Genomic DNA, 13,742 nt, shown 5'->3' with positions numbered 1-13,742 from the left:
CATTATCCAAGTGTTCACCGGTTACGGTGAAGTCCCCACTGGATTGACATGCACGCGCTCTCGCTGGGCACCTGGTGGATTCACTGGGCCTCAGTGGCTGAATGGCTTGTGGCCATCGTGTTGATCCAACGCTTTCGATCTGAAACAACTGGAACCTCAACACGTCGCATCGCCTGGGCCATGCTGCCGGCGTTGATCAGCGCGATGGCGGCCTGCACCTGGCATCTTTACGACAACAGTGAAAGCCTTCGCTGGCTCGTGACACTGCAAGCTTCATGCACTCTGCTGGGGAACGTGTTGCTGGCTTGGGCTGCCTGGTCTCTTCCGGCTCCTTTAGTCAGTGAGGAGCAGCGCTGATGCCGGACTTTGATCCCTCTCCGTTATTCGCCCTGTCTCTCTTTCCTTATTTGTTCTTTCTCTATCACCTAGGAAAAAAACGTTTGCTTCCAGCACTTGCCCGTCGCGGTTTCCAACTGACACTGCTGTTTGTTGGAGTCACCATCGTGGCTGCCGTGATTGCTGATCTTCGCTTTGACGCCGAACTGGTGGCGATTGATCCACTGCATGGAGGTGCCGAGGCCTTCCTCACCCTCAGCAATGCCGTGATAGTCGCCGGCCTGATCAAACCTCAAAAGGTGCAGTGATGAACATCCTTTACGACAGGTGGGCCTGGGTTCTTGAGCGACGGAAAATGGATCGTTGCCTCTGATTTTCATGCTCACTCCTCTCTTGGCCATCGCGCCTGCCACGGTTTCTTGGTCTCCGAAAGTGGGCCTTGTGATGATTGCCTGCAACGTGATTGCCATCGGTATTGGCAAGGCCACGATCAAACATCCGAGTGTTGGCGCCAAGCTTCCAAACGACGCCTTTTTCGGGGGCATGAGCCACGCATCACTGCTGGCCACAACGAGCCTTGGTCACATGATTGGCATCGGAGCCATCCTTGGACTCGCAACCCGCGGTGTGCTCTGATCATTTGAAACGATGATCAGCAAGGAGTGGCACTACCACTCCTTTTTTCATGTCTTTCAGGGGACGACGGACGACACTTGCGACGTGGAGTCGGCTGTGTCCTGGAGCGCGGATACGGCAAGTTTGAAGCGGAGTTTGATGCGTTCAGCCATCTGATCCGGCAAGAGACCGAGAGTCTCAAAACTCTGTTGGGGCGTGGCGTGGTCGACCATGACGTCGGGAATGCCAATCCGCATCACAGGCAGCTGCAGATCAGCATCCTGCAGAGATTCAAGAACAGCCGAACCGAAGCCCCCTTGAATCGTTCCCTCTTCCATGGTCACAACACGGCCGATGCGCTGCGCCAGTGGATGAATCAGGGCGGTATCGAGCGGACGCAGGAAGCGAGCATTCACCACCGTGCAGTGGATGCCCTGCTGCTGCAGAAGTTCGGCCGTTGCCAACGCTTTGGAATTCATGGCGCCGTAGGCCACGATCAAAAGATCATCCCCGGTGCGGAGCACTTCACCGCAACCAATGGGGAGGGGTTCCCAGCCCTCCTCCATTAACGGCATCCCTTCACCAGGACCGCGAGGAATGCGGATGGCGCAGGGACCATCGTGCTGAAGTGAACTCACCAACATGCGTTGCAGTTCCGCTTCATCCTTGGGAGCCATCACCGTGAAATTCGGAATGGCTCGCATGTAGCTGATGTCGTATTGACCCTGATGAGTAGGGCCATCGGCACCGACAATGCCTGCTCGATCGAGCACAAAGGTGACCGGCAACTTCTGGATGCCGACATCGTGGATGAGCTGATCGAAAGCCCGTTGCAGGAAGGTGCTGTAGATCGCCACCACGGGACGCAAACCATCACAGGCCATGCCTGCAGCCAGGGTGACGGCATGCTGCTCAGCGATTCCCACATCCACGTATTGATTCGGGAGGGACTTCTGCAGCAGGTCAAGACCGGTGCCCGTGGCCATCGCCGCAGTGATGCCGATCACTTTCGGATCCTGCTCACAGATTTTGACAAGCGTCTGCCCGAAAACCTTGCTGTAGCTGGGTGGCTTAGGTGTCTTGCTAGGGCGGGCCTTGCCGGTGCCTAAATCAAAGGCTGATTGTGCGTGGTAGCCGACTTGATCAGCTTCGGCATAGGGGTAGCCCTTGCCCTTGGTGGTGATCACGTGCACCAGAACAGGTCCCCCCACGCGATGGGCCGCCTGAAAAGTGCGGGTCATCTCGGCGATGTCATGGCCGTCGATCGGGCCCATGTAGGTAAAGCCCAGTTCTTCGAACACCGCACCAACCTTGGGGACAGCCAAACGGCGCATGCTGCCCTTGAGTCGGTTTAACTCGGCGGGAAGATCACCGCCCATGAAGGGGAGATGACGCATGCTCTCTTCCACGCTGCCTGAGAGAAATTGCATCGGCGGACTCAGCCGCATGCGGTTTAAGTGACTCGAAAGGGCGCCCACCGGAGGTGAGATCGACATGTCGTTGTCGTTGAGCACCACCAGCAATGGCGTTTCCGGCATGTGGCCGGCATGGTTGATTGCCTCTAAGGCCATGCCCCCGGTGAGCGCGCCATCACCGATCACCGCAACACACTTGTAGTTCTCTCCTTGCTGGTCACGGGCCATGGCCATGCCCAGTGCCGCTGAGATGGAGGTGCTGGCATGACCTGCACCGAAATGGTCAAAGCTGCTTTCGCAACGCTTTAAATAACCGGCAACTCCACCTTTCTGTCTTAGGGAATCAAAATTGCTGTAACGACCGGTGATCAATTTGTGGGGATAGGCCTGATGTCCCACATCCCAGACGACACGATCACGGTCAAGATCGAGCGTCTGGTAGAGAGCCAGCGTGAGCTCAACCACACCAAGACCCGGTCCGAGATGACCTCCGCTGTTGGACACCACCTCGAGATGACGCTGTCGAATCTGCGCCGCGACCTCCTCAAGCTCGCTCGTGCTGAGACCATGCAGCTGGTTGGGATGCGACAGATCGCGCAGGTGCATGGTCCCTCGACGGATTTAGGCAATCTACGGGCCTTACCTGCCGTCCGCGGCAGCGTTCGGTTGTCAAACTGAACTGATGGACGATTACCTGCCCAGGATCCTTCGCGCGAGGGTTTACGACGTTGCCCGTGAAAGCCCGCTTGAACCAGCCATCAATCTCAGCCGTCGGCTGAACAATGACGTCTGGCTCAAGCGGGAAGACCTCCAACCGGTCTTCTCCTTCAAGCTGCGTGGTGCATACAACCGCATGGTCCAGCTCTCCGAGCAGGAGCGCGAGCGCGGTGTGATTGCAGCGAGTGCCGGGAATCATGCCCAGGGGGTAGCCCTCAGCGCATCCCATCTGCAGTGTCGCGCTGTGATTGTGATGCCGATGACCACTCCAAGCGTGAAGGTCGATGCCGTGCGCCAGCTCGGCGGAGAGGTGGTGCTGCATGGAGAGACCTACGACGAGGCCTGCGCCGAAGCCATCCGTCGCAGTGCAGACGAGGGCCTTTGTTTCATCCATCCCTTTGACGACCCTGAGGTGATTGCTGGACAAGGGACGGTGGGGATGGAGATCCTGCGCCAATGCCAGGAACCCCCTGACGCGATCTATGTGGCGATTGGTGGTGGTGGACTGATCGGAGGGATCGCTGCCTATGTGAAGAGCCTTTGGCCCGGCGTGGAGGTGATCGGCGTTGAACCCCATGACGCCGCTGCCATGACGCTGTCGCTCGAGGCTGGCGAGCGGATCCGACTGCCGCAGGTGGGATTGTTTGCTGATGGTGTCGCGGTGCGGGAAGTCGGAGAGAACACCTTCCGCTTAGCCCAGCGTTATGTCGATTCGATCGTCACCGTGAGCACTGACGAGATCTGTGCCGCGATCAAAGATGTCTTTGAAGACACGCGGTCCATCCTTGAGCCGGCCGGTGCTCTTGCCATTGCAGGACTCAAGGCCGACGTTTCCAAACGCCAGTTACAGGGTCGTCAGCTGGTGGCCGTGGCTTGTGGCGCCAACATGAATTTCAATCGCCTGCGTTTTGTCGCCGAACGTGCCGAGTTGGGTGAAGAGCGTGAAGCGATGCTGGCCGTTGAGATTCCTGAACAGCCAGGCAGCCTGCGACAGCTCTGTGAGCTGCTTGAGAAACGCAGCCTCACTGAATTCAGTTACCGCATGAGAGCAAGCGATCGGGCCCACATCTTTATGGGGGTGCAGATCAGAGATCAGCAGGATCGCGCTGACCTTCTGGCCTCGCTGCGCAGCAATGGATACGAGTGCCTTGATCTCAGTGACGACGAGCTCTCCAAGGTGCATCTCAGGCACATGGTGGGAGGGAGGCTTCCGCAGCAAAACAAGGCTTCAGAACCATCGAGGCAGGAACTGCTGTACCGCTTTGAGTTCCCCGAGAGGCCAGGTGCGCTGATGCGCTTCGTGAATGCCTTGCACTCCAACTGGAGCATCAGCATTTTTCACTACCGGAATCACGGAGCCGACGTCGGTCGAATCGTGGTGGGCGTTCTGGTCAGTCCGGATGATCTGGAGTCATGGCAAGCCGTCCTTCGGGATCTGGGGTACCCCAGCTGGGAAGAAACCTCCAATCCCGCCTATCGGATCTTTCTGGGTTCCTGATGGTGCCAACGCCGATGAGCGTTACGTTGGCATGTCGGATCGAGGGGTGCTGGCGGTGAGTGAACAACCTGAAGACCAGCAGGATCAGCGCCTGAGCCTGCTGGAGCCGTCCGTGTCGCTTCCAGCACGCTTGGAGGCGATTCTCTACCTCAAGGGGCGTCCGATGTCGCTCAAGGAACTCTCAGGGCTGGTGAATGAATCGGAGCCCGACACGGAACAAGGAATGCTCATCCTGATCGCCGGCTATGCCCAGCGGGACACAGCACTTGAAATTCATGAGAGCAACGGGCGCTACAGCCTGCAGCTGCGAGCAGGACTGGGGGAATTAGTGCGCGATCTGCTGCCCGTCAATCTCTCCACGGCAACATTGCGGACGTTGGCCACCATTGCCCTGAAAAAGCGCATCCTGCAGTCCGATCTGGTGGACCTGCGCGGCTCCGGTGCTTACGACCACATCAAGGAGCTCGTGAATCAGAACTTTATTGAACGCAAGCGTCAAAGCGAAGGACGTTCGTACTGGATCACCCTCTCCGAAAAGTTTCATCGCACCTTTTCTGTGCTTCCAGAACTTGGTGGAAGCTCCGAACCGTCTCAGGCTGCATAGAGTTCGGATAATTCCACGGTTTCCATGGCCATCGAGCTTGTGTCCACCGTTCTTCAAGTGCTGGCTCAGACACTGCAGATCTACTCGCTAGTTCTGATCGTTCGTGTGCTGCTGAGCTGGTTCCCCAACCTCGACTGGAGCAATCCGGTTTTGAGCACAGTCAGTTCAATCACCGATCCGTATCTCAATGCCTTCCGAGGTCTGATTCCGCCGTTGGGTGGGCTTGATCTCTCCGCAATCCTCGCTTTCGTCGCCTTGAACCTGATGCAGCAGCTGCTGGTATCTGCCTCCATTTCTTTTGCCGGTGGCTTCGGCGTCTACGGCTGATACAAGCCTCGATCAGCGGTGATCACCCTCGCCCTGGAGCGTCCCTCGCTGAGCCCGACTTGCCAGTTTGCGCAGATTGCCTTCGGCCACCGCGTCAAGATCGAGACCAAGCTCGGTGGACAACTGAGCGAGATACCAGAGCACATCGCCTAGTTCTAGTGCGATGTCAGCGGTGAATTGGTCATCCACCACACCACCTCGATCCCGAATCAGTTTTTTGACCTTGTCCGCCACCTCACCAGCCTCCCCCGTGAGACCTAAAGTTGGATAGATCAAATTTCGTCCAGCATCGGGATAACGAGCGGTGCTGCGGGATCTCTGCTGGTAGTCGTTCAGCTGCACGGCGTTAGGAGTGGGTTGAGGTCATGACGGTAGATTCCGCAAGTTTCCGGCGCCAAGGATGGCCGAGTTCGATCTGACCCGCAGAACCAAGATCGTCGCCACGATCGGCCCAGCCACCGAAAGTCCCGAGCGCATTCGGGAACTGATTCAGGCAGGAGCGACAACGTTCCGACTGAATTTTTCTCACGGAGATCACAGCGAACACGCCACGCGTATCGCCACGATCCGGCAGGTGGCTCACGAGCTGGGTGTGCACATCGGAATTCTCCAAGATCTTCAGGGACCGAAGATCCGCCTGGGCCGCTTTGAAGAAGGTCCGATCACGCTCCGCAAAGGCGACCTCTTTGCGCTGACCTCCAAGCAAGTGCGGTGCAACCAGACCGTGGCGACAGTCACTTACGAAAGACTTGCAGAAGAGGTCACTGCGGGAAGCCGGATTCTCCTGGATGACGGCCGTGTCGAAATGAAGGTTGACCGCGTCGATGAGGTCGATCAGACCCTTCATTGCATCGTGACCGTGGGTGGCGTTCTCTCCAACAACAAAGGAGTGAACTTCCCGGACGTCCAGCTGTCAGTGCGTGCACTCACCACCAAGGATCGTCAGGATCTGGCTTTCGGACTCCAGCAAGGAGTCGATTGGGTTGCCCTGAGCTTCGTGCGCAATCCCTCCGACATGCAGGAGATCCGCGAACTGATCCGCAAGCATGGCTTTTCCACACCGGTGGTGGCCAAGATCGAGAAATTTGAAGCCATCGACCAGATTGACGCGATCTTGCCCCTCTGTGATGGCGTGATGGTGGCCCGCGGCGATCTCGGCGTGGAGATGCCCGCCGAAGAGGTTCCTCTGCTGCAGAAGGATCTGATCCACAAGGCCAACAGCTTGGGAATTCCGATCATCACGGCCACCCAAATGCTCGATTCAATGGCCTCCAGTCCTCGCCCCACGCGCGCAGAAGTCAGCGATGTGGCCAACGCGATTCTGGATGGAACCGATGCGGTGATGCTGTCCAATGAGACCGCTGTGGGTGACTACCCGGTGGAAGCAGTCGAAACCATGGCCACCATTGCCCGTCGGATCGAGCGCGATTACCCCCAGCGTCCCACCGACACTCATCTGCCCAGCACAATTCCTAACGCCATTAGTGGTGCCGTGAGCAGCATTGCGCGACAGCTGAATGCTGCAGCGATACTTCCGCTCACCAAAAGCGGAGCAACGGCCCACAACGTGAGCAAGTTCCGTCCCTCCACGCCGATCCTCGCGATCACATCGGAAGTGGGTGTTGCCCGGAAACTCCAGTTGGTCTGGGGCGTCACGCCGTTGTTGATCGAAACACAGAAGAGCACCACTGCCACCTTCACCCTGGCCATGGGCGTGGCTCAGGAGATGGGTGTTCTCAAGGATGGTGACCTTTGTGTTCAAACCGCTGGAACGCTGGCAGGTGTAAGCGGTTCCACCGATCTCATCAAGGTGGGCATCGTGAGTGCAGTGCTGGGCCGGGGAACAGGATTCGGCACCGGGTCCGTTAGCGGCAAGGTCCGGATCGCCACATCGGCAAGCGACTGCGCACGGCTGGAACCTGGTGAAGTGTTGGTGGCCAATGACACCAATGCCGATTACCTCGACGCCATTCGTGATGCTGCGGCCGTCATCACGGAAACGCCTGCAGAGACCTCCCATGCCGCTGTCATCGCCCAGAGGCTTGGAATTCCTGTGATTGCCGGCGTCGCGAACGCCACCCGAGACCTCCTGGAAGGGGAAGTGGTCACCCTCAACGTGAAAGACGGAGCCGTCCACCGCGGCACCGGCAGCAACACGGCGATGAAACTCGACACGATGCTCTGATTCAGAGCTTCAGACCATGGCCAGCAATCTGCCACTTGCCGAAACCGTCGGCATGGCTCTCAACACGCTGAAAGCCAATCGCTTGCGAAGCCTGCTCACGATGCTGGGGATCGTGATCGGCAATGCGTCGGTGATCACTCTGGTTGGCGTCGGACGCGGTGCTCAAAACCTGGCTGAAAATCAACTCAGCAATCTGGGCGCCAACGTTCTGTTCGTTGTACCTGGCAGCAACGACACACGGCGTCAGGGGGTCGCGTTTCCTCGCACCCTTGTTTTGGAGGACGCGGAGGCGATCGCCGAACAGGTGCCGAGCGTGAAGCGCGTGGCACCGCAGATCAACGCCAACGAGGTGGTGCAGGCGGGGGCTCGCAGCAGCACTTCACCCATTTTCGGCGTGACGCCGGAATTCCTTCCGGTGAGAAGTTTTGAGGTCGCTCGCGGACGATTCATCACTGAACAGGACGTGCAGGCGGCGCGCACGGTGGTGGTGATCGGTCCTGATTTGCGCGACAAACTCTTCCCCAATGGAGGCGCGATCGGCAGTTCGCTGCGCATCCGCGACCAAAGTTTCAGTGTGGTCGGCGTTCTCGCACCCAAAGGTGCAGTCTTTGGCTCCAATCAAGACGAAAACGCTTACATCCCGATCAGCACGATGGTGAGTCGTCTCACCGGCAGAGATCCCACTTACGGCATCAGTCTGAGTTTCATCAGCGCTGAAGCTAAGGATGAAAACAGCACAAGCGCAGCCAAGTTTCAGATTTCCAATCTGCTTCGACAACGGCACCGCATTCTTCGCGAAGATGATTTTGCTGTGCGTTCACAGCAAGATGCCCTGACGATCGTCGGCACAATCACCGGCGGACTCACGCTCATGCTGGGCGCCATCGGCGGTGTGTCGTTGTTAGTCGGCGGCATCGGAATCATGAACATCATGCTGGTGTCTGTCAGTGAACGAACGGAAGAAATCGGGCTGAGAAAAGCCCTGGGAGCCCGCAGCTCCGACGTGTTGCGACAGTTTCTTGTCGAATCGCTTGTGTTGGCCAGTCTCGGCGGGGTCATCGGCACTGCAGCTGGCTACGGCGCCATCGCGGCTGTTGCCATGTTCACTCCACTTCCTGCTGCGATTGGTGTCACCACCGTGCTGGTGACGGTTGGTCTTTCAGGCTCGATTGGTTTGTTTTTTGGAGTCGTGCCGGCGCGCCGCGCCGCGCAATTAGATCCGATCACGGCACTTCGCAGTCTCTAGGGCTGACATAGGCACAGTTCTTCACTCGAGCTCTTAGATTCGTCGAATCTTCTTTGATGCCATGAATCAACGCTGGCGGCAGATTCTTCTCTGGGGACTCCCGATCACAGTTGCATTGCTGCTGGCGTGGCAAGTCTTGGGTTCAGGCGGTGTCAACAACCTCAAGCCCGGTGGCCCCACCGTTGCTCCCCGCAACACTGCCGTCGCGCGCATGAGCTATGGCCGCTTCCTTGATTATGTGGAAGCCGGTCGGGTGACCGCTGTGGATATCTACGACGGTGGACGGGATGCTGTGGTGGAAGCGGTGGATCCCGATCTCGATAACCGGGTTCAGCGCCTGCGTGTCGATCTCCCGGGACTGGCTCCCGAGCTGATCAACACCCTGAAGTCTGAAGGAATCAGCTTTGACATCCACCCACCAAAAACAGCGCCGCCGGCACTGGGCATTCTTGGAAACTTGTTGTTTCCTCTGCTGCTGATCGGCTCTTTGATCTTTCTGGCACGTCGCTCCAACAACATGCCAGGCGGTCCTGGCCAGGCCATGCAATTTGGCAAAACCAAAGCCCGTTTCGCGATGGAAGCCGAAACCGGTGTGATGTTTGACGATGTCGCCGGTGTGAATGAGGCCAAACAGGATCTACAGGAAGTGGTCACCTTCCTGAAGCAACCTGAGAAGTTCACGTCCGTGGGTGCGCAGATTCCCAAAGGCGTTCTTCTCGTTGGCCCACCCGGCACAGGAAAAACACTCCTTGCCAAAGCCATTGCTGGCGAAGCCGGAGTGCCCTTTTTCTCTCTCTCCGGATCGGAATTTGTGGAGATGTTTGTGGGCGTTGGTGCCAGCCGCGTGCGCGATCTGTTCAAGAAAGCCAAGGAAAATAGCCCCTGCTTGATCTTTATCGACGAGATTGATGCTGTTGGTCGTCAGCGCGGTGCGGGCATCGGTGGCGGCAACGATGAGCGTGAACAGACCCTGAATCAGCTGCTCACCGAGATGGATGGCTTTGAGGGCAACAGTGGCATCATCATCATCGCTGCAACCAACCGCCCGGACGTTCTCGACTCAGCCCTGATGCGCCCAGGACGATTTGATCGTCAGGTCACGGTCGATGCCCCCGATATCAAGGGACGTTTGTCCATTCTTGAGGTGCATGCGCGAAACAAGAAACTCGCGCCTGAGCTGTCCCTCGACAGCATTGCTCGTCGGACCCCTGGTTTTACAGGCGCTGATCTGGCCAATCTGCTCAACGAAGCAGCCATCCTCACAGCGCGTCGCCGCAAGGACACCATCAGCCTTGCTGAAATCGATGATGCTGTTGATCGCATCATTGCCGGTCTCGAAGGACAGCCACTGACCGATGGTCGCAGCAAGCGACTGATTGCTTATCACGAAGTCGGCCACGCTCTGGTGGGATCACTGGTCAAAGATCATGACCCTGTGCAGAAGGTCACCCTGATCCCCCGTGGACAAGCTCAGGGGCTCACTTGGTTCTCACCCGATGAAGAGCAGATGCTCGTGTCACGCGCCCAACTTAAAGCGCGCATCATGGGTGCCCTCGGTGGTCGAGCTGCTGAAGATGTGGTCTTCGGTCGCGCCGAGGTCACCACTGGTGCTGGGGGTGACATTCAGCAGGTCGCGTCCATCGCTCGCCAGATGGTCACACGTTTCGGCATGAGCAATCTGGGACAAATGTCACTGGAGGGTGGTGGCCAGGAAGTTTTCCTGGGTCGCGATTTGATGAACCGCAGCGAAGTTTCGGAGTCCATCTCCAAGCAAATCGATGAGCAGGTGAGAGCCATCGTGATGCAGTGCTACGAAGAGACGCTCGCCATAGTGCAGGGACAACGCGAAGCCATGGATCAATTGGTTGAGCTTCTCATCGAAAAGGAGACCATGGATGGTGATGAATTCCGCGAAGTACTCTCAACCTTCACCTCTGTTCCCGAAAAGGAACGTTTTGTCCCTGTCTTGAACTAAACGATTCAAAATCAAGTGATCATCAGGCCAGCAACATTGCTGGCCTTTTTTCATGAAAAAACCTCCCACTTCGTTGTGGGAGGATTGGCAAAAGCGTCGTTTGTAATCGGCGCGTCAGACGGAATGCACCGGACGCTTGTCAATCACGCTGTCAATCAAACCATACTCTTTGGCTTCTGTCGGAGACATAAAAAAGTCGCGGTCCGTATCGAGCTGAATCTTGTCGAGAGGCTGACCGGTACGGTCAGCTAATTCGCAGTTGAGGCGGTCTTTTAGAAAAAGAATCTCATCGGCCTGAATGCGAATGTCGCTGGCTTGGCCTCGTGCACCACCCAGTGGCTGGTGAATCATGATTCTGGAATGCTGCAGGCTGCTCCGCTTTCCTTTGGTCCCCGCGCACAACAGGAAAGCTCCCATGCTGGCGGCAAGACCGACACACACCGTGTGCACATCGGGTTTGATGTGCTGCATGGTGTCGAAGATCCCCAGGCCGTCATACACCGAACCACCGGGTGAATTGATGTAGAGGTAAATGTCCTTCTCAGGATCCTCGGCCTCTAGGAAAAGAAGCTGCGCAACGATCCTGTTGGCCGACTCACTGGTGACGGCTTCGCCGAGAAAAATGATCCGCTCGCGCAGCAGGCGTGAGTAGATATCAAACGCCCTTTCCCCGCGCCCGGATTCCTCGATCACGATGGGGATCATGCTGAACCTCCTCACTGGCGGAATCCTAACGGCGGCAAGAGCGGCGCTATGGTTTTCACTTCGACACAGCAGACCAAGACGTTGACTGGGTTTCCGACAATCTCTGACAGCAAGAAAGCGTTTCACACTGCCTTCCCGTATGTGATTCCATCGCTGTACAGACGGACTGCTGATGAACTGCTGGTAGAGCTGCACTTGCTCAGTCATCAGACCAATTTCCAGGTGAATGCACTCTTTGCCGTTGGCCTACGCCAGGTGTTTCACGCTTTCACCAAGGGATACCGGCCAGAAGAACAGATCGAACCCATGTTTGCTGCTCTTTGCAGCTGCAACGGCTTCAACGCAGAGAAGCTAAAAGCGCTGGCTGAGGGAAGCACCAAAGCGGTGCAAGGTCACAGTGTTGAGGACGTCCAGGCATGGCTCACTGCCAAGGGTGACAAGGCACCTGAGCCCCTGGCGACAGGCTTGGCAGCGCTCGGTGGAGAGAGTTTTCACTATTCACGACTGATGGCTGTGGGCCTCTTCAGTCTTCTCTCAGCAGCGCAGGGAAGCGAAAGCGAAGACCCTGAGGCATTGAGTGCAACAGCTCATGCCCTCGGTGAACAAATCGGTCTGTCACGCCCCCGTCTTGAAAAGGACCTCACGCTCTATCGCAGCAACTTGGAAAAGATGGCCCAAGCCGTCGAGTTGATGGAAGAAACCCTGGCAGCTGAACGTCGCAAGCGGGAGCGTCAGCAAGCGGAAAAGGTTGCTCAAGGCTGAGGTGTCAATTGCAGCTCTCCGTTCATACGCCACCAAGGCCTCTGGGTTGACTGGTTTTGAAGGGAGCGAAGACGGAAACGCAAAACCGAAGCGCGTTCGACGGGCTTCGGCCAGCGTCCACTGAGAAGTCCGAGCTGATTGAGCTGCTCCGGCAGAACCTGCACCGTCAGGTCTGACTCGCCATCAAGGCCAGCAAAGGGAAGAAACGCGTCGTTGGCTGGTTCAATACCAAAACCAATGCTGAGCACGTTGAACTTGCTTTCGGGCAACCACTGCCAACCACCCACGAGGGCTTGGTCCTTGTCGTTACGACGGCGCCAAAGCTTTGGATCCGCTGCAGATGTCGTTGGGCCTGTTGAGGACAAACGCTCAAAACCCTTGTCTTGCAGGCGATCAGCGATGGCCTGAAGAACAGATTGCCAAGCCTGGCGATCTCCGTTCAGTTGCAGCTGAACCTGAAGACCGGCTCGATAGCCGCTAGTATCGCGTTGCAGAAGTCGCAAGGCGAAGGGTCGATCCGCAAGGAGCGTGCGCATTTTCACGTTCAAGCCGTAATGCGTCTCCAAAGGGGTCTGAATGATCTGGCGGGAGAACAATGTTCCAAGAATGAGATCCAGGCGGCGACCTTGAACGCTCAGCAAAGAGGAGGGTGCCTCTGAAGCTGGGCTGGTGACCGGCACGGCGCTGCGCTCTGTGATGGACACTCGCTGGCTGGATGCGGTCAGTGAACGTTCACCGATGACACCATCCCAACGAAGACGATCGGATGTCAGCTGGAGCTGAACACATCCCTCACGACCCTGCTGAAGCAGTGGCGCCAACGTTCCACTGAGAGAAGCCACCGCGTCAGACTGCCAATACACGGCCGGACCACGATCAAGGCTGGTCAGACACGACGCCAACAACGTGTGAGGTTCAACAACAGGTTGTACGGGCGGATCTGCGGATAAGACCCGTTCCAGTTGCTGTCGATGCAGAGCATCTGATCCCAACACCATGAGTGCCCCGACCCGGTGCTGATGCAGACCTTTGAGATCGGTTGGCAATGCTGATGCTGGCAGCACCAGGTAGGCCTCACCATCTTGAGACCAGGCTTGCCACCAAACGGCGCGACTATAACGACGCCACAGCTCCCTCGCTGGTTGAACCCCGAGACGATCGCTCCAGAGACGCGGAGGAGTCCGTGTGGGCTCACCCTTGAAACTCTGAATCATGATCAGAACCCGGGACAACCGCGCCAGAGCAGCGACCGGTGTCTCGCCGAGGAAACGCTGAGCGGAGGTGAGCTGCAAACCCAAACCGCCAACAGCAAGCAGCAAACCGATGCCCAGGGCTGTCAAGCCGGATCTCTGGGCAG

The 13,742-nt window shown here is 57.4% G+C and carries 14 protein-coding genes; 10 read left to right on the top strand and 4 right to left on the bottom strand.

Translation table 11 applies throughout. The features are described from left to right. Positions 1–48: 48 nt before the first annotated feature. From SynA1825c_RS07500 to psaK, 3 genes are all read left to right on the top strand, one after another. Positions 49–357 carry a DUF2499 domain-containing protein gene (locus SynA1825c_RS07500; protein ID WP_186468748.1) on the top strand — a complete coding sequence of 103 codons (309 nt, stop codon included), beginning with the start codon at positions 49–51 and terminating at the stop codon, positions 355–357. Next, complete coding sequence (locus tag SynA1825c_RS07495; RefSeq protein WP_186468747.1) at positions 357–644, top strand: DUF3593 domain-containing protein; 288 nt, start codon at positions 357–359, stop codon at positions 642–644. The genes SynA1825c_RS07500 and SynA1825c_RS07495 overlap by 1 nt, the downstream gene beginning before the upstream one ends. 70 nt (positions 645–714) lie before the next feature. Next, positions 715–972, top strand: coding sequence for a photosystem I reaction center subunit PsaK (gene psaK, locus SynA1825c_RS07490; RefSeq protein WP_186468746.1), 258 nt, complete (start codon positions 715–717; stop codon positions 970–972). 56 nt (positions 973–1,028) lie between these two features. Here psaK and dxs read toward each other — a convergent pair whose 3' ends face one another. Further along, positions 1,029–2,972, bottom strand: coding sequence for a 1-deoxy-D-xylulose-5-phosphate synthase (gene dxs, locus SynA1825c_RS07485; RefSeq protein ID WP_186468745.1), 1,944 nt, complete (start codon positions 2,970–2,972; stop codon positions 1,029–1,031). 76 nt (positions 2,973–3,048) lie between these two features. Here dxs and ilvA point away from each other — a divergent pair, with 76 nt between their 5' ends. From ilvA to SynA1825c_RS07470, 3 genes are read left to right on the top strand one after another with little or no spacing between them, the layout of a single operon-like run. Next, a complete protein-coding gene (gene ilvA / locus SynA1825c_RS07480) occupies positions 3,049–4,581 on the top strand; it encodes a threonine ammonia-lyase, biosynthetic (protein ID WP_186468744.1) in 1,533 nt (510 codons plus the stop codon). A gap of 31 nt (positions 4,582–4,612) precedes the next feature. Beyond that, on the top strand, positions 4,613–5,185 hold the full coding sequence (gene scpB, locus SynA1825c_RS07475) for an SMC-Scp complex subunit ScpB (protein ID WP_186468743.1): 573 nt from the start codon (positions 4,613–4,615) through the stop codon (positions 5,183–5,185). Positions 5,186–5,209: 24 nt separating this feature from the next. Beyond that, complete coding sequence (locus tag SynA1825c_RS07470; protein ID WP_186468742.1) at positions 5,210–5,512, top strand: YggT family protein; 303 nt, start codon at positions 5,210–5,212, stop codon at positions 5,510–5,512. A gap of 12 nt (positions 5,513–5,524) precedes the next feature. Here the strand turns inward: SynA1825c_RS07470 and SynA1825c_RS07465 are convergent, their stop codons facing one another. Next, the gene (locus SynA1825c_RS07465) at positions 5,525–5,854 is read right to left on the bottom strand and encodes a nucleoside triphosphate pyrophosphohydrolase family protein (protein WP_186468741.1); all 330 of its coding nucleotides are present in this window, start codon (positions 5,852–5,854) and stop codon (positions 5,525–5,527) included. A gap of 58 nt (positions 5,855–5,912) precedes the next feature. Here SynA1825c_RS07465 and pyk point away from each other — a divergent pair, with 58 nt between their 5' ends. From pyk to ftsH, 3 genes are all read left to right on the top strand, one after another. Further along, positions 5,913–7,697, top strand: coding sequence for a pyruvate kinase (gene pyk / locus SynA1825c_RS07460; RefSeq protein WP_186468740.1), 1,785 nt, complete (start codon positions 5,913–5,915; stop codon positions 7,695–7,697). A 16-nt stretch (positions 7,698–7,713) separates the two neighbouring features. After that, the gene (locus SynA1825c_RS07455) at positions 7,714–8,943 is read left to right on the top strand and encodes an ABC transporter permease (protein ID WP_186468739.1); all 1,230 of its coding nucleotides are present in this window, start codon (positions 7,714–7,716) and stop codon (positions 8,941–8,943) included. 61 nt (positions 8,944–9,004) lie between these two features. Then, positions 9,005–10,918, top strand: a complete 1,914-nt coding sequence (gene ftsH, locus SynA1825c_RS07450) for an ATP-dependent zinc metalloprotease FtsH (protein WP_186468738.1) — start codon at positions 9,005–9,007, stop codon at positions 10,916–10,918. 114 nt (positions 10,919–11,032) lie between these two features. Here the strand turns inward: ftsH and clpP are convergent, their stop codons facing one another. Beyond that, positions 11,033–11,623, bottom strand: coding sequence for an ATP-dependent Clp endopeptidase proteolytic subunit ClpP (gene clpP / locus SynA1825c_RS07445; protein ID WP_186468737.1), 591 nt, complete (start codon positions 11,621–11,623; stop codon positions 11,033–11,035). A gap of 48 nt (positions 11,624–11,671) precedes the next feature. Here clpP and psb29 point away from each other — a divergent pair, with 48 nt between their 5' ends. Beyond that, positions 11,672–12,385, top strand: coding sequence for a photosystem II biogenesis protein Psp29 (psb29, locus tag SynA1825c_RS07440; protein ID WP_186468736.1), 714 nt, complete (start codon positions 11,672–11,674; stop codon positions 12,383–12,385). Here psb29 and SynA1825c_RS07435 read toward each other — a convergent pair. After that, the gene (locus tag SynA1825c_RS07435; RefSeq protein ID WP_186468735.1) at positions 12,376–13,725 is read right to left on the bottom strand and encodes a hypothetical protein; all 1,350 of its coding nucleotides are present in this window, start codon (positions 13,723–13,725) and stop codon (positions 12,376–12,378) included. The two genes, psb29 and SynA1825c_RS07435, sit on opposite strands and share 10 nt — an antisense overlap. Between the last annotated feature and the right edge of the window lie 17 nt (positions 13,726–13,742).

This window comes from Synechococcus sp. A18-25c, from assembly GCF_014280035.1.
Classification (GTDB): Bacteria; Cyanobacteriota; Cyanobacteriia; order PCC-6307; family Cyanobiaceae; genus Synechococcus_C.
Note: the sequence above shows the minus strand (reverse complement) of the source record. Positions and strands in the feature narration are given on the sequence as shown.